Annotated in this window: 15 protein-coding genes; 11 read left to right on the top strand and 4 right to left on the bottom strand. The window is 45.6% G+C overall.

The window, feature by feature from the left end; translation table 11 throughout:
* The first annotated feature begins 57 nt into the window (after positions 1 to 57).
* The 10 genes from AC1XUF_RS29180 (at position 58) to AC1XUF_RS29135 (ending at position 9,220) form a co-directional block, all read left to right on the top strand.
* The gene (locus tag AC1XUF_RS29180) at positions 58 to 1,113 is read left to right on the top strand and encodes an aminotransferase class V-fold PLP-dependent enzyme (protein WP_483345400.1); all 1,056 of its coding nucleotides are present in this window, start codon (positions 58 to 60) and stop codon (positions 1,111 to 1,113) included.
* Positions 1,114 to 1,185: 72 nt separating this feature from the next.
* A complete protein-coding gene (locus AC1XUF_RS29175) occupies positions 1,186 to 1,899 on the top strand; it encodes an NUDIX hydrolase (protein WP_483345399.1) in 714 nt (237 codons plus the stop codon).
* Positions 1,900 to 1,984: 85 nt separating this feature from the next.
* Entirely contained in the window at positions 1,985 to 2,554 is a 570-nt protein-coding gene (locus tag AC1XUF_RS29170) for a MarC family protein (protein WP_483345460.1), read from the top strand.
* A 95-nt stretch (positions 2,555 to 2,649) separates the two neighbouring features.
* Positions 2,650 to 3,120 (top strand): pyrophosphohydrolase domain-containing protein, encoded by a 471-nt coding sequence (locus AC1XUF_RS29165; RefSeq protein WP_483345398.1) that lies wholly within the window; start codon positions 2,650 to 2,652, stop codon positions 3,118 to 3,120.
* Between the two features lie 18 nt (positions 3,121 to 3,138).
* Entirely contained in the window at positions 3,139 to 4,374 is a 1,236-nt protein-coding gene (pepT, locus tag AC1XUF_RS29160; protein ID WP_483345397.1) for a peptidase T, read from the top strand.
* Between the two features lie 4 nt (positions 4,375 to 4,378).
* Positions 4,379 to 5,014, top strand: a complete 636-nt coding sequence (locus tag AC1XUF_RS29155) for a ribonuclease H1 domain-containing protein (protein ID WP_483345396.1) — start codon at positions 4,379 to 4,381, stop codon at positions 5,012 to 5,014.
* A 4-nt stretch (positions 5,015 to 5,018) separates the two neighbouring features.
* The gene (locus AC1XUF_RS29150; protein ID WP_483345395.1) at positions 5,019 to 5,741 is read left to right on the top strand and encodes a tRNA1(Val) (adenine(37)-N6)-methyltransferase; all 723 of its coding nucleotides are present in this window, start codon (positions 5,019 to 5,021) and stop codon (positions 5,739 to 5,741) included.
* 58 nt (positions 5,742 to 5,799) lie between these two features.
* Positions 5,800 to 6,768 (top strand): glycosyltransferase family 2 protein, encoded by a 969-nt coding sequence (locus AC1XUF_RS29145; protein ID WP_483345394.1) that lies wholly within the window; start codon positions 5,800 to 5,802, stop codon positions 6,766 to 6,768.
* Between the two features lie 62 nt (positions 6,769 to 6,830).
* Positions 6,831 to 7,442: an inorganic pyrophosphatase gene (locus tag AC1XUF_RS29140; protein WP_483345393.1), complete on the top strand. Its 612-nt coding sequence runs from the start codon at positions 6,831 to 6,833 to the stop codon at positions 7,440 to 7,442.
* 182 nt (positions 7,443 to 7,624) lie between these two features.
* Positions 7,625 to 9,220, top strand: coding sequence for a peptide chain release factor 3 (locus AC1XUF_RS29135; RefSeq protein WP_483345392.1), 1,596 nt, complete (start codon positions 7,625 to 7,627; stop codon positions 9,218 to 9,220).
* A gap of 84 nt (positions 9,221 to 9,304) precedes the next feature.
* Here the strand turns inward: AC1XUF_RS29135 and AC1XUF_RS29130 are convergent, their stop codons facing one another.
* From AC1XUF_RS29130 to AC1XUF_RS29115, 4 genes are all read right to left on the bottom strand, one after another.
* Positions 9,305 to 9,670 (bottom strand): hypothetical protein, encoded by a 366-nt coding sequence (locus AC1XUF_RS29130; protein WP_483345391.1) that lies wholly within the window; start codon positions 9,668 to 9,670, stop codon positions 9,305 to 9,307.
* Positions 9,671 to 9,736: 66 nt separating this feature from the next.
* Positions 9,737 to 10,480 carry a DUF3307 domain-containing protein gene (locus tag AC1XUF_RS29125; protein WP_483345390.1) on the bottom strand — a complete coding sequence of 248 codons (744 nt, stop codon included), beginning with the start codon at positions 10,478 to 10,480 and terminating at the stop codon, positions 9,737 to 9,739.
* Positions 10,481 to 10,486: 6 nt separating this feature from the next.
* The gene (locus tag AC1XUF_RS29120) at positions 10,487 to 11,119 is read right to left on the bottom strand and encodes a SatD family protein (protein WP_483345389.1); all 633 of its coding nucleotides are present in this window, start codon (positions 11,117 to 11,119) and stop codon (positions 10,487 to 10,489) included.
* Between the two features lie 90 nt (positions 11,120 to 11,209).
* Complete coding sequence (locus tag AC1XUF_RS29115; protein WP_483345388.1) at positions 11,210 to 11,497, bottom strand: hypothetical protein; 288 nt, start codon at positions 11,495 to 11,497, stop codon at positions 11,210 to 11,212.
* Positions 11,498 to 11,673: 176 nt separating this feature from the next.
* Here AC1XUF_RS29115 and AC1XUF_RS29110 point away from each other — a divergent pair, with 176 nt between their 5' ends.
* Entirely contained in the window at positions 11,674 to 14,700 is a 3,027-nt protein-coding gene (locus tag AC1XUF_RS29110) for an amidohydrolase family protein (protein WP_483345387.1), read from the top strand.
* Positions 14,701 to 14,729 lie beyond the last annotated feature (29 nt).

The raw sequence follows: 14,729 nt of genomic DNA, 5'->3' as shown, positions 1-14,729 counted from the left end.
GGGGCATACAAATCCTGGACTGTGATGCTTTTTGTTTAAAGTTAAATGCATAACACCATGATCACGTTTTATCCCGGCCCCTCAAAAGTCTATCCCCAGGTCAGGGGCTATTTGCAGGAAGCATTTGAAAGCGGACAGATCAGCGCCAATCACCGCAGCCAGGAATTTATGCAGATGCTGGAAGAAACGATCCACGAATTGAAAACCAAACTGGCCGTTCCCCAGCATTACGAAGTTTATTTTGTTTCCTCGGCAACAGAATGCTGGGAAATCATTGCACAATCCCTGATCATCGATTCCAGCCTTCATGTTTACAATGGTGCATTTGGAGAAAAATGGATGGATTACACGCACAAAATATCCTTGAAAACTACAGACGGATCATTTGATCTGAATGAAAATGTATTTCTGCATGATTCAGCTGTTCGTAAAAGTGAAGTGATCTGCATTACACACAACGAAACTTCCAATGGTACCAAGGTTCCAAATGAGTTTTTTGCAGACATTCGGCAGAAATTCGACAACGTCATTGCTGTAGACGCCACCTCATCCATGGCCGGAGTTGTTTTACCCTGGCAAGATGCAGATGTCTGGTATGCATCCGTCCAGAAATGCTTTGGGTTGCCCGCAGGAATGGCGGTGATGATCGTTTCGCCCCGCGCAATAGAACAGGCGCAGCAGGTTGGGGAGCGGAGGCATTATAACAGCCTGCTTTTCACGAGGGATAACTTTCTGAAATTCCAAACGCCATACACACCCAACACATTGGGCATTTACCTCATGGGGAAGGTAATGCTGCAGGTGCCGCTTATTTCGGAGGTAGATTCCCAGACCCGGGAACGCGCCAAAAACTGGTATTCGTTTCTTGAGGGAAATGGTTACGGGTTGATGGTTGAAAATAAGGCAGTCCGCTCGGATACGGTAATTGCGGTCAGAGATACTAAGGAGCGGGTAGCAGAAATCAAGAAAAGGGCGAAAGAGGAGGGCATTATCATAGGGAATGGCTATGGCAAGGAGAAGGATACGAGTTTTAGGATCGCGAACTTTCCCGCCATCGACGACTGGGAAATCGATGTATTGCAGGAATTCCTGGTCCGAATGTCGCCCAGGTGATCAATGAGTAGTAAATGAGGGGGTCTGTATTTAATAATTAAAATAGAGTTTTAACCCGGCATCCATCAAATTGTGCGCATAGATATATTAGAACAATACCAGTCCCAGACCAAATGTCTTGTTGCCCTGGATTCCATCATTTTCGGTTTTGACGGTGAGGAATTAAAATTGTTGCTAGTCAAAAGAGGCATCGAAGATGAATACCATACCTGGTCGTTGATGGGTGGCTGGGTTCAGCCCGATGAAAGCCTCGAAGGTGCATCCTCCCGCATCCTTTACGAGCTGACCAATCTGACGGATATCTACCTCGAACAACTTCACACATTCGGCAGCCCGCACCGGGACCCGGTAGAGAGGACCGTATCTGTTGCTTATTTTGCTTTGATCAACGTGGAGGATTACGATCACAAGATTTCCAAGAATTTCGAAGCGCAATGGTTTTCCATGCAGGAACTGCCCAAGCTGCTTTTTGACCACGGGTCCATGGTAGACATGGCGATTCAGCACCTGAGATACAAAGCATCGCAACATCCGATAGGTTTTGAATTACTTCCTGAAAAATTCACGATCCCGCAATTGCAGAAGCTGTATGAGGCCATTTTCGGGACAGAACTAGACAAGCGCAACTTCAGCCGGAAGCTTCTGTCGACCAATTTGTTGGTCAAGCTGGACGAAAAGCAAAAAGGTTATTCCAAGAAGGGAGCCTATTTTTATAAAATCGACGAGGAGAAGTACAAGAAGCACTTCAATAACTTCCTGAATTTTCTGCCAGGAAACGCTTCCTGAGAAGCTTATTTCGGGCTAAAAACTTAAAAAGTTGCGTAACCAGAGGGTTTTGAACAACTTTGCGGAACAGACCCGGAGCGACGCTATGTTTAATTTCAAGGAAATTGTTTCTGTTACCCTCATTCTTTTTTCGGTTATCGATGTATTGGGTTCGCTCCCGGTTATTGTCGACTTCAGGCGAAAGCTGGGGAAAATAGAGTCCGAGAAAGCGACGCTGGTGGCAGGTTGTATTATGGTGCTGTTCCTTTTTTTGGGCGAGCGGCTGCTAAGTCTTTTTGGGGTGGATGTCGCCTCTTTTGCGATTGCCGGCGCGATCATTTTGTTTCTTTTAGGCTTGGAAATGATCCTTGGGCGCAATATTTTCAAACACGATAACCTGGATGTAGGGGTAGCCTCGATCGTCCCGATTGCGTTCCCCATCATTGCCGGCGCAGCTACCATGACCACATTGCTTTCTCTAAGGTCAGCCTATCAGATCCCGAACATTTTGGTTGGTATACTGTTGAATCTGTTCTTTGTTTATCTGGTATTAAAATCCTCCGATTGGATTGAAAAGAAACTGGGCCAAGGAGGTACCGATATTCTGAGAAAGATCTTTGGCATCATCCTGCTCGCAATCGCTATTAAATTATTCAAGACTAATCTGTCTATGTAGGTGATTGTCAATTTAGCCTGGGATCCAGGCGGTCTTTCGTTAACCTTTGCACCTGTAACATTCTTCATTCATTTATAATAATAATTCCGTTAAAAATGCAACAACTGGACAGCCTTAATCAGGTAGCTGAATTTCACAAGACGTTTAAGCATCCAATCCTTGAAACACCAGCCATCCCTTCTGAAGAGCGTAGCAGATTACGTGTGGCATTACTCGCTGAAGAACTGAAGGAGCTGGAAGTTGCCATATTGGAAAAGGACATTGTGGAAGTGGCTGATGCCCTCTGTGACTTGCAGTATGTATTGTCCGGCGCGGTTCTGGAGTTTGGTTTGGGCGAAAAATTCCGGGAACTGTTCGATGAAGTCCAGCGCTCGAATATGTCGAAAGCTTGCCTTACCATTGATGAGGCGGAAGCTACGGTGGCGCATTACCAGGCAAAGGGAACAGAATGTTATTTCAAAAAAGATAACGGCAAATACCTGGTTTACAGAACTGCCGATGACAAAACCCTGAAAAATATCAATTATTCCCCCGCTGATCTGTCTTCCATTATCGGACAAGTCTGAACCCATTCTTGCAAGTCTATGACATCTGTTCTCGAACGTTTTCTGAGGTATGTCCGGATTGATACCCAATCGGACCCGAATTCGCCAAGTTTCCCAAGTACCACAAAACAGCGAAACCTGAGTAATCTGCTGGCTGTCGAGTTGCAGGAATTGGGGATCACCGATGCACATGTGGACGAACATGGATATGTGTATGCTACCATCCCGGCGACCTCCGATAAGTCTGGAATTCCTGTGATCTGTTTTTGCTCGCATGTTGACACTTCTCCGGACGTGACGGGGGCAAATGTTGTGCCCATTGTTCATCGTAACTGGAATGGGGAGGACATCGTTCTGCCGGACGATCCAAAACAGGTATTGCGGATCGGTGAATTGCATGATCTGGATCAACAGATTGGAAATGATATCGTTACTGCAAGCGGGAGTACATTACTCGGTGCGGACAACAAAGCCGGAGTGGCCGAAATTATGGCTGCAGTTGAATTCCTGACGCAAAATCCTGATATCAGGCATGGCGTTATCAAGATACTTTTTACGCCTGATGAGGAAGTTGGACGCGGCACGGAACACGTAGATCTGGCCAAACTCGGGGCAGACTATGGCTACACGGTCGATGGTGAGGCTGTGGGTACATTGGAAGATGAAACATTTTCAGCCGACGGTGTCAGGATCACAATTCATGGTGTGAGTACGCACCCTGGCTATGCGATTGGAAAGTTGGAAAATGCATTGAAAATAGGGGCTGATATCCTGTCCCGTCTTCCGAAGGATTCTCTTTCACCTGAAACAACGGAGGCGAAACAAGGCTTTATCCACCCGGTGCAGATAGAAGGTATTCAGGAAAAAGTGACCCTAAGCTTCATTATCCGTGATTTCGACTCGGCAGGACTTGTTGAGAAAGAGAATTTCCTTAAAAGAATAACCCATGAAGTGCTGGCAGAATACCCGCATTCCACTGCCGAATTCGTGGTGCAGGAGCAATATCGCAATATGAAAGAGGTCCTCGATCTGCATCCGCAGGTGATCGCCCATGCGCTCACTGCGATGGAAAGAGTTGGGCTGAACCCGATCAGGCAAAGTATCCGTGGCGGAACTGACGGTTCGAGGCTTTCATTTATGGGCTTGCCCTGCCCTAACATTTTTGCGGGCGAGCATGCATTTCACTCCCGTCTCGAATGGGTTTCGGTACAGGATATGGAAAAGGCGGTTGAGGTGATTGTCAGCTTGTGCCAGGTTTGGGAAGAAAATTCGTGATCCTATGGCCAAAAAAACAAAATATTACGTTGTCTGGCAGGGGCGCAAAACAGGGATTTTTACAGACTGGAAGGAATGTGAAGCCCAGATTAAAGGTTTTGAGGATGCGCGGTATAAGTCTTTCGATTCTATTGGAGAGGCTGAGACTGCCATTCAGAGAGACTATTGGGAATTCGTTGCTAAAAGAGACAGTAAACCGGCAGTACTTAAGGTGGCACCGGTGAACATAGGACAGCCGATCAAAAACAGCATAGCGGTAGATGCGGCCTGGAACACGGCTTCTGGCGATATGGAATACCAGGGAGTTTACTATGCAACAGGCGAAAGGATTTTCCTGCAGGGGCCGTTCAAAGACGCGACCAATAACATCGGGGAATTTCTGGCGATTGTGCACGGTTTGGCTTATCTACAAAAAAAAGAAAGCGACCTGCCCATTTACAGTGATTCCAGGACAGCAATCGGCTGGATAAAGAAAAAACATGCAAATACTAAATTGGTACTGACGCCCAGAAACAAGCCAGTTTTCGAGATGCTGCAGAGGGCTGAACGATGGCTGGCAACCAACCATTTCAATAACAAAATATTGAAATGGGAAACGGAATACTGGGGTGAGAACCCCGCAGATTTTGGAAGAAAATAATACGATGGCTAAAAACTCATCTTTCCAGTTTAAACAATTTCTTGTTCAGCAGGATCAATGCGCTATGAAGGTGTGTACGGATGCCTGTGTGCTGGGTGCCTGGGCCGACGTAGACAGTGCCGACCGGATCCTGGATATCGGAGCGGGTACCGGCTTGCTTTCTTTGATGGTTGCACAGAGAAATTCGTATGGAATGATTGATGCGGTCGAACTTGATGCAGAGGCTTTTTACCAGGCCGGGGAAAATGTTGAACACAGTCCGTTTCACGATCGGATTACTTTGTACCACTCCGCTGTGCAGGAATTTGAGTCTGAGCATCCATATGACGTCATCATTACCAATCCGCCATTCTTTCAATCAGATCTTTTATCTCCAATTGATAAGAAGAATATAGCGCGCCATGCCGGTTCATTGGACTTTGAGGAGTTATTAAAAGCCATTGGCAGATTATCGAAGCCGGAGGGGAGATTTAATATACTTTTTCCGGTAGAGGAGGGAAACCAGTTCAGGAGAAAAGCGGAAAAATCGGGTTGGCACCTCTTGCGAAAACTGACCCTTTATCATCTTGAAGGGAAAAAAGCTTTCAGGCAGTTGATGACCTTCCACCGGCAACAACCGTTTGATAAAGAGCCTGTAAATACTATTTTGCACATTTATAAAGAAGACGGCAAGACATATCACCCTGCGTTTAAAGATTTATTGAAGGATTTTTATTTAATATTTTGATCAGGAAAAACACGACCTTTGCGGCGTAATTCCTCCGGACATTGCCAGTATACCATTCATGACCCATTCAGCTATCCAGATTTCAGTAGTCATCCCGCTTTACAATGAGGACGAGTCATTGCCGGAACTTAGTGAATGGATCGCAAGGGTAATGGCAGAGAACGGTTTCACTTACGAAATTTTGTTTATTGATGACGGCAGCAGGGATAATTCCTGGGATGTGATCACACGGCTTTCGCTCGAAAACGCGCATATACGTGGTTTTCGGTTCGTAAGGAATTATGGGAAAACGGCCGCCCTGCAGACGGGCTTCCAGGCCGCAATGGGGGACGTGATCATTACGATGGATGCGGATCTGCAAGATAGCCCCGACGAAATTCCGGAACTCTACAAAATGATCGCGGAGGATAAATTCGACCTTATTTCCGGCTGGAAAAAGAAGCGGTATGATCCGATTAGCAAGACAATCCCCACCAAAATATTCAATGCTGCAACCCGGAGCATTTCGGGGGTTACGCTGCACGATTTCAATTGCGGGTTGAAAGCTTACCGACGGGAGGTTGTAAAAAACATCACGATTTACGGTGAAATGCACCGCTATATTCCGGTGATTGCAAAATGGAACGGTTTTGCGAATATTGGGGAAAAGGTGGTCCAGCACCGCGCGAGAAAGTACGGGCATACCAAATTCGGCCTGGAAAGGTTCATTTTCGGGTTTCTTGATTTGCTTTCGATTGCCTTTGTCAATAAGTTTGGGCGCAGGCCCATGCATTTGTTTGGGAGCCTGGGTACCCTTATGTTTTTCCTGGGAAGCATTATTGCTTTTTGGCTTCTTGGAAAAAAGATCTATAACATTTACAACCTGCAGCCTTACCGGAATGTCACCGAGAATCCATTGTTTTTTCTTGCCCTGGTTGCGATAATGGTCGGCTCACAATTGTTTCTTGCCGGTTTTTTAGGGGAACTGTTTGTCAAACAATCTGTTTCTAAGACAGGTGACTACACCGTTTCAGGACGTGTTGGGTGAGAAGGAGACAAAAATAAATTGAAGAGGAATTCAAAATTAAGTTATTATCTATTACACAAATAATGATCGCAAACGTACACAAAGCACACCCCTGGCACGGAATTCCAATGGGAGACAGTGCACCTGAACTAGTAACCGCCTTTATTGAGATTGTTCCGACCGACACAGTTAAATACGAGATTGACAAGGTTACCGGTTACCTGAAAATTGACCGGCCTCAGAAATATTCGAACATTGTCCCTGCCCTTTACGGATTTATACCAAAGACTTATTGTGCTGAGAAAATTGCAAAACTTGCAAGGGAACGTTCCGGGCGCGAAGTAACAGAAGGCGACGGTGATCCACTGGATATCATCGTTTTATGTGAAAAAATCATTTCTCATGGCAATATTATCTGCGAGGCGAAACCCATAGGCGGGATCCGTCTGCTGGACGGTGGCGAGGCTGATGATAAGATCATCTCGGTTTTGAAAGGGGACGAAGTGTACGGAGGATTCTCCGACATCAGCGAACTGCCCGATGGAATCGTGGAGCGTCTGAAACATTACTTTCTGACTTACAAGAATTTGCCAGGCGAAAAGGCGAAAATCGAAATTACCAATGTGTATGGCAAGGAAGAGGCACACGAGGTAATCCTTACTTCTGTGGAGGATTATAAGCATTCCTATTATTGAGAGCTAGTCTTTCAGCAGACATAACTTTGAACCGTCCCGGTTAGGGACGGTTTTTGTTTATTCTTATCTTTGTACAAATTTTGAAATTTCCGTGTTTAAAATGGCGGCTGTTATAAGTCTTTCAATATAAAGATCTTAAGCATTTGGTCGTATGATAAGCGGATACTGTACATCAATCGTTTATGAGTAATATACAAGAAATAAAAAAGCGCCGCACATTTGCGATCATCAGTCACCCGGATGCCGGGAAAACAACATTGACTGAAAAGCTGCTGCTTTTTGGTGGCGCTATTCAGACGGCCGGAGCGGTAAAATCCAATAAGATCAAAAAGACCGCTACCTCCGATTTCATGGAAATTGAAAAGCAAAGGGGAATTTCGGTGGCTACCTCCGTTATGACTTTTGAGTATAAAGACTTGCTAATCAACATCCTGGATACGCCTGGTCACAAGGACTTCGCAGAGGATACCTATAGAACCCTTACCGCTGTGGATAGTGTAATCCTTGTGGTGGATTGTGTGAAAGGAGTTGAGGAACAGACAGAACGATTGATGGAGGTCTGCCGGATGCGCAATACACCAGTGATTATTTTTATCAATAAACTTGACAGAGAGGGGCAGAATCCTTTTGAATTGCTGGACGAACTTGAAAACAAACTCAACATTCGAGTTCGACCGTTGACCTGGCCGATCAATATGGGCGCCAATTTTAAAGGTGTTTACAGCCTTTATGAGCAAATGCTGTATTTCTTTAAAATCAACAAAACCAAAATTGAAAATGACGTTGCCAAAGTAAGCCTGGACGATGAAAAACTGGCCGATCTGGTTGGTGCGAAAGACGCGGAGCAGCTTACCGAGGATGTAGAACTTGTTGAAGGTGTATACGACGTTTTCTCAGAGGAGGCCTATCAGAAAGGCCAGCTTGCACCGGTATTTTTCGGGAGCGCAATCAATAACTTCGGCATCAAAGAGTTGCTGGACACGTTTTGTGAAATTTCACCCATTCCGCAACCAAGGCCTACGGATGTAAGGGAAGTGGAGCCAACAGAGCCTAAGTTCACAGGTTTTATATTCAAGATCCACGCGAACCTGGATCCCAGGCACAGGGACAGGATCGCTTTTCTGAGGATCTGTTCGGGTAAGTTCGAAAGAGGCAAGTTTTACAAGCATGTCAGGCTTGGCAAAGAACTACGGTTTTCAAGTCCCTTTACCTTTATGGCATCCGATAAAAGTGTGATGGACGAAGGTTTCCCAGGGGATGTGGTAGGTCTTTATGATACAGGTAATTTCAAAATCGGGGATACGTTGACAGAGGGTGAAAACCTCCAATTTTCAGGTATCCCAAGCTTTTCACCTGAGATTTTCAAAGAACTCATCAATATGGATCCTATGAAATCCAAGCAATTAGAAAAAGGTATCCAGCAGTTGACAGATGAAGGGGTTGCCCAGTTGTTTACATTGGACCTGGGTAACCGCAAGGTTGTTGGAACGGTTGGAGAACTTCAATTTGACGTAATCCAATACCGGTTGGAGCATGAGTACGGGGCAAAATGTCGCTGGGTACCGATGAATATTTCGCGTGCCTGCTGGCTTACGTCAGATGAAAAAGCGGCCATGGACCAGTTTATTAGACTAAAGGGAAACCAGATCGCTTATGACAAGGACCGTAATCCGGTATTTCTCGCGGAATCTGAATGGATGATCAGGATGAACCGTGAAAATAACCCCGCTATTCATTTTCACTTTACCTCTGAATTTAAAACTGAAATGGCTATCTAAATAGTGATTGGATAGCTGCATATAAAAAGGAGTGGCTGATCATATTGTCGGCCACTCTTTTTTATGGATTTAAGTTTTGCTGGCTTAATTTCTAGCCCCACCGCCGCCGCCGCCACGGTTGTTGCGACGGTCTTCCAGCATGGTTTTGTATTTTTCCTGCTGTTCGACGGTAAGTATTTTTGCGAGGTCGGTGTTAAAAGTCTCCATAGAAGCTCTCATTTGAGAACGGTCCTGGGTTTGAGAGTCCCGAAGTTCCTGCATTTTCTTTGCGCGCGCCAGGCTTAATGTGTAAACCTGCTTCTGCTGGTCATCCGAAAGTTTTAAAGTTTCGGTAAGTTGTTTTGTTTGATTTTCGGCCCTGGCCTCCGGTGTCATATTGGAATCTCCGCGTTGCGCAAAGGCCGTTATACTCGCGAATGCCAATAAGAAGGCAAACAGTGTTTTCTTCATGGTTACAAAGTTTAGATACCAGGATTAGAGTCGATAATCGCGTGAGGGTTTAATGTGTTTTACCTTTTAATAAAACATTTTTACCATCAATGCGACTGCGATGGCGCAGGTATAGCTCATGAGCGTTCCTACCAGCACATATTCGGATTTTTTGCTGATGTAAGCCGGGGAAATGTCTCCTGAGGCAGTTTTGTCATTGTATCTCAGTAATGATTTGGCGGCTATCAAAAAACCGATGGCGGAGAATTGGCTGACAAGTACGAATACAAAAATGAGGAGCCTTTCGGACATCCCAATCCAGCGTCCGGCATTGGCTAAGTTATCGTTTGCGTCTGGCGCCAGCCTGGCCAGTTCTTCCCGCCACGGGCGAGTTAGTATACCTACAAAAAATGAAGTAGGAGAGAGCGTTAATAGCGCTCCTGAGAGTATTGCTAGTGTTTTTGGAGTATAGAGCCAGGTTTTGAACCATTCAATACCGAACGGTAAATGGTGGGTGATGATCAGTGCTGTTAAGGCAATAGTTGCCAGATGCGCTGCCTGATCTGCTAAAAACCAGGAAAGTGTGCTTTTTTTATCTAAGCTGATTTTGATGAGATCAGTGATGCCATGAATAGCACCCAGCGCGATAGCAGGCCCGGGGTTATCCCATTTTCCAAGGGCTAAATAGGAGGCTAAAATGATGAGAAAGATGTGGAAATACAGGTATTTGGACTTAAACGACCTTTGCTTTTTGTCATTCACCCAGGAGGTCGGTTGCCAGTAGAAATCGACAAGTATGTGTGCCACCAGGAGGAGCAGGAATTCAGTCATAAGGAATTAGTGTTTTGTGTATAGGGCTAAATGCTTTGGAAAGGTAGCAAGAAATCTTTCAATGGCCCACCATTTCGAAGCCGCGATCCGCTGGCTGGCTGCTGACTGGCTAATGGAAAATTTCTCGGCGATCTGGGTGACATTGTTGTTGTGAAGCAAAGCCACGATTACCTCACTTTGCGCTGTTGTCCAATTTTCAATTAATGTTTCCAGAAGGTCCAATGTGGCACTCAGAGGCTCTGAGGCAGAGGGCAAAGCAATGCCGATACGCGCTTTTTGCTTACGGATATTGTCTGCCAAATGACCCGATAAGCGGAATGCCTCTCCATCGGATGTTCCTGCCCGGTCGGTAAGAAGCTCAGTTTTTCCTATTCCAATGGCGATACGCAAATCAGTATTGGGTGAATGCGCCCGCATGGCAGCCCTTGCCAGAATAGCTACTTCCATGGATTCAGATGCATTTTTTAAAACGCCTTGAAAACTGTCTCCCCGGTATATCTCAGGCATCAGTGCCCAGTGAAAAGAAGAATTCTGACGAAGCATAACCAGCAGCTCTTCAAGCCATTTTGCTGTTTCTGCTCTTGAAAATTGCGTTGAGTTGACCATGTCAGCCGTGATTACCGCAGGGTACTTTTTCATAAGAGTTATATAAGCTTTTTACCTTATAGTTGGTAAATATAAGGTTTTTACCTTATATGAATTTAATATAAGCTAAAAGCCTTATATATTTTAAAGGAATGAACGTACCAAATTCTCCCATTCTTCTTTCAAAGTGCCTTTAAATACCTCTTTTCCAGCTCTTCTGTACCAATAGCCGGCATTCCAGGTGTCCCCTTCCACGCGATGAAGATAAGCGTGCAAATGATCATAAGATCGTGTCCCTTCGCTGCTTTGGGCGATGTTGTGGGCTGCCTCCCAGTTACCCTTTGCATCATACCAAAGAGCTTCAAGTAAAGCGGAAATGCCGTTTGGCGGTGATGGAAGGACGAGAGATTCTTCAAATTGTTGGTAAGTCATAGAGGTCTAAGTAAATGATTAGTATTGCGAAAGTGGTTACAGGATTGCTAAAATATCACTTCGACATAAAAATTCAGCGAGGTAATTGCAACTTCCTGTGAATCTTCCCGGGTAACTTTGACTTTTTGATTTTACTTGTATATTGTAAGGTAGAATTATAATTAAAATAACAATATATGTTTAAACAATTATCAACCATACTAGCTGGTCTGACCTTCGGGATATGCTGTCACGCCCAGGAAACCTTTCCCAGAAACGGAGCTTACGACGAACGACCTGGAAGATATGCTTTCACGAATGCCACCATTGTGGTCGATTCAAAAACAACGATCGTGAATGGGTCAATGCTGATTGAAAACGGAACCATCAGGGAAGTCAGCAAGCAGATCAGGATACCTGCCGGGACAATTGTTGTGGACTTGAAAGGCAAGTTCATTTATCCGTCCCTGATTGACCTGGACTCCGATTATGGCATGCCGGAGGTGAAGCGAGAAAGGCAGGGAGGTGGAAGGCAAACCCCTCAGATTGAATCAAATAAGAAAGGGGCATTTGGTTGGAACCAAGCTGTGCAGCCAGAAGTGGACGCCAGCTTGTTATTTACGCCGGACACGAAAAAGGCAGGAGATTTAAGGAAAATAGGTTTTGGTGCCGTATTGGTTCACGCCCATGATGGGATTGTAAGAGGAAACGGGGCATTGGTAACGCTAACCGACGAATCGGCCAATAAGGCCTTGTTAAACAGAAAGGCTTCCGCGCATTTTTCATTCAGCAAGGGGACTTCCTCTCAAACATATCCTTCTTCCACGATGGGGGTTGTGGCCTTACTGAGGCAAAATTATTACGATGCCGACTGGTACTCAAAAGAGAAAACCAGAGAAGCCAATTTGTCCCTCGATGCATTTAATCAGATTAAAGTATTGCCATCCTTTTTTGAAGCCAACGATAAATACAGCATCTTGCGAGCTGATAAGGTGGGGGATGAGTTTGGCATTCAGTACATTATTCGCGGCGGCGGCGACGAGTACCAGCGGATCAAAGAAGTAAAAGCCACCAAAGCAGCCCTGATATTGCCACTCCAATTTCCGGATGCTTATGATGTAACGGATCCCTGGGACGCGGATGTGGTGAGTATGGCGCAGCTGAAACACTGGGAACTCGCACCTAAAAATGCCTCTGAGGTGGCCAAAGCAAACATCCCTTTTGCATTTACAACGGCAGGGCTAAAAAACAAAGCTGATTTTTGGAAAAATATCAAAACAGCCGTCGAATACGGATTACCAAAAGAAAAAGCACTTGAAGCATTAACTACACTTCCCGCCAGTCTGATCAAAGCGGACGGACAGATAGGAAGCCTCAAACCGGGATTGCTTGCCAATTTTATCATTACCTCCGGAGAGTTGTTTGGCAAGGATAACATCATTTATGAAAACTGGGTACAAGGCAAAAAATTCATAGTTGCACCGCTGAATGCACCGGACATCAGAGGGACTTATTCACTGTTGTTGAACAGCCAGCCGACCGGAAAATTGCAGATCACCGGATCACCTGAAAAGCCTGAATATAAGATATTGATCCAGGATAGCATTAAGGTAACGCCTAAAACAACCCTTTCCAATGAGTTATTAACGCTGACTTACCAGCCTGACCGAAAACTACCGGGAATGATCCGTCTTACCGGTTGGATAACCGGCAATGGACTGGCGGGCGAGGGGGTAATGCCCGACGGAAACGTTATTCCCTGGGCAGCAACGCTTACAGAAAAATACCAGCAAGCCAGCGTAAAGGATTCAACAGTAGCGAAACCAAAAGAAACAGGCCCTATAGTTTATCCATTTGTAGGTTTTGGAAATGAAGAACTGCCGAAAACCGAAACGGTCCTTATCAAAAATGCCACAGTCTGGACGAACGAAAAGGAAGGTATCCTGCAAAATGCCGACGTCGTAGTACAGAATGGGAAGATCTCAAAAGTCGGAAAGGCGCTTACCGCCCCTTCCGGAGCAAAAACTATTGATGGTACCGGAAAGCACCTAACCAGCGGCATTATTGATGAACACTCACATATTGCCCTCTTTACAATCAACGAAGGAGGGCAAACCAGCTCTGCAGAGGTAAGGATGAGCGACGTGATCAACCCTGATGACATTAACATTTACCGTCAGCTCGCCGGCGGGGTCACTGCCTCCCAATTGTTGCATGGATCGGCCAATTCAATTGGGGGCCAAAGTGCTATGATCAAGCTGAAATGGGGTGCCGGCCAGTCAGAAATGCTTTTGGCAGATGTGAAAACGATCAAATTTGCACTGGGTGAAAATGTGAAGCAGTCCAACTGGGGAGACGTAGCCCGAGTTCGCTTTCCGCAGACCAGAATGGGGGTGGAGCAGGTATACTTCGACCATTTCATTCGGGCGAAAGAATATGCAAATGGCTGGAAAAACTACAATGCAAATGCTAAAAAGCAATCAATAGCTGCTCCCCGGCGAGATATTGAGCTGGACGCGCTGGCCGAGATTCTGGCAAACGAAAGGTATATCACCTGTCATTCCTACGTTCAGTCAGAGATCAATATGCTGATGCACGTAGCCGATTCGCTGAAATTTAAGATAAACACCTTTACCCACATCCTCGAAGGATATAAACTCGCCGACGGGATGGCCAAGCGTGGCATTGGAGGTTCTACTTTCGCAGATTGGTGGGCATATAAAATGGAAGTAAAAGAAGCAATTCCTTACAATGCGGCCTTGATGTACCACGAAGGAGTAACCGTGGCGATCAACTCGGATGACGCCGAAATGGCCAGGAGATTGAACCAAGAAGCGGCTAAGACTGTGGAATACGGAGGAGTACCGGAGGAGGAAGCCTGGAAAATGGTCACCTTAAACCCTGCTAAGCTATTGCATCTCGATCACAGAATGGGTAGCATCAAAATAGGAAAAGACGCAGACCTGGTACTTTGGAATGCGCATCCGCTCTCCGTTTATGCGCGCCCCGATTTCACAATGATTGACGGGGCCACGTATTTTGACAGGAAAAAGGATGAGGAGAAGCAAAAAAGCATGCTGGTGGAAAGGGAGCGGCTGATCCAGAAAATGATCGGTGAAAAGACAGATGGTAAGCCGACTCAAAAGCCGGAAGCCACACAACCTAAGATGTGGCATTGCGAGGACGTTGCCGATATCAACGAAGAACTTCGTGAGTCCAGGTAATTACCCATTTCTCAGATTTTAACTTTTGA

Source organism: Dyadobacter sp. HNCC25DJ185 (genome assembly GCF_056895195.1).
This window is presented reverse-complemented; position numbering and strand designations above follow the sequence as displayed.

What these genes read in the sequence shown, in the direction of transcription:
- AC1XUF_RS29180 (WP_483345400.1), top strand. Translation starts at nt 58, where the DNA reads ATGATCACGTTTTATCCCGGCCCCTCAAAAGTCTATCCCCAGGTCAGG.
- AC1XUF_RS29170 (WP_483345460.1), top strand. Translation starts at nt 1,985, where the DNA reads ATGTTTAATTTCAAGGAAATTGTTTCTGTTACCCTCATTCTTTTTTCG.
- AC1XUF_RS29165 (WP_483345398.1), top strand. Translation starts at nt 2,650, where the DNA reads ATGCAACAACTGGACAGCCTTAATCAGGTAGCTGAATTTCACAAGACG.
- pepT (WP_483345397.1), top strand. Translation starts at nt 3,139, where the DNA reads ATGACATCTGTTCTCGAACGTTTTCTGAGGTATGTCCGGATTGATACC.
- AC1XUF_RS29155 (WP_483345396.1), top strand. Translation starts at nt 4,379, where the DNA reads ATGGCCAAAAAAACAAAATATTACGTTGTCTGGCAGGGGCGCAAAACA.
- AC1XUF_RS29150 (WP_483345395.1), top strand. Translation starts at nt 5,019, where the DNA reads ATGGCTAAAAACTCATCTTTCCAGTTTAAACAATTTCTTGTTCAGCAG.
- AC1XUF_RS29145 (WP_483345394.1), top strand. Translation starts at nt 5,800, where the DNA reads ATGACCCATTCAGCTATCCAGATTTCAGTAGTCATCCCGCTTTACAAT.
- AC1XUF_RS29140 (WP_483345393.1), top strand. Translation starts at nt 6,831, where the DNA reads ATGATCGCAAACGTACACAAAGCACACCCCTGGCACGGAATTCCAATG.
- AC1XUF_RS29135 (WP_483345392.1), top strand. Translation starts at nt 7,625, where the DNA reads ATGAGTAATATACAAGAAATAAAAAAGCGCCGCACATTTGCGATCATC.
- AC1XUF_RS29130 (WP_483345391.1), bottom strand. Translation starts at nt 9,670, where the DNA reads ATGAAGAAAACACTGTTTGCCTTCTTATTGGCATTCGCGAGTATAACG.
- AC1XUF_RS29125 (WP_483345390.1), bottom strand. Translation starts at nt 10,480, where the DNA reads ATGACTGAATTCCTGCTCCTCCTGGTGGCACACATACTTGTCGATTTC.
- AC1XUF_RS29120 (WP_483345389.1), bottom strand. Translation starts at nt 11,119, where the DNA reads ATGAAAAAGTACCCTGCGGTAATCACGGCTGACATGGTCAACTCAACG.
- AC1XUF_RS29115 (WP_483345388.1), bottom strand. Translation starts at nt 11,497, where the DNA reads ATGACTTACCAACAATTTGAAGAATCTCTCGTCCTTCCATCACCGCCA.
- AC1XUF_RS29110 (WP_483345387.1), top strand. Translation starts at nt 11,674, where the DNA reads ATGTTTAAACAATTATCAACCATACTAGCTGGTCTGACCTTCGGGATA.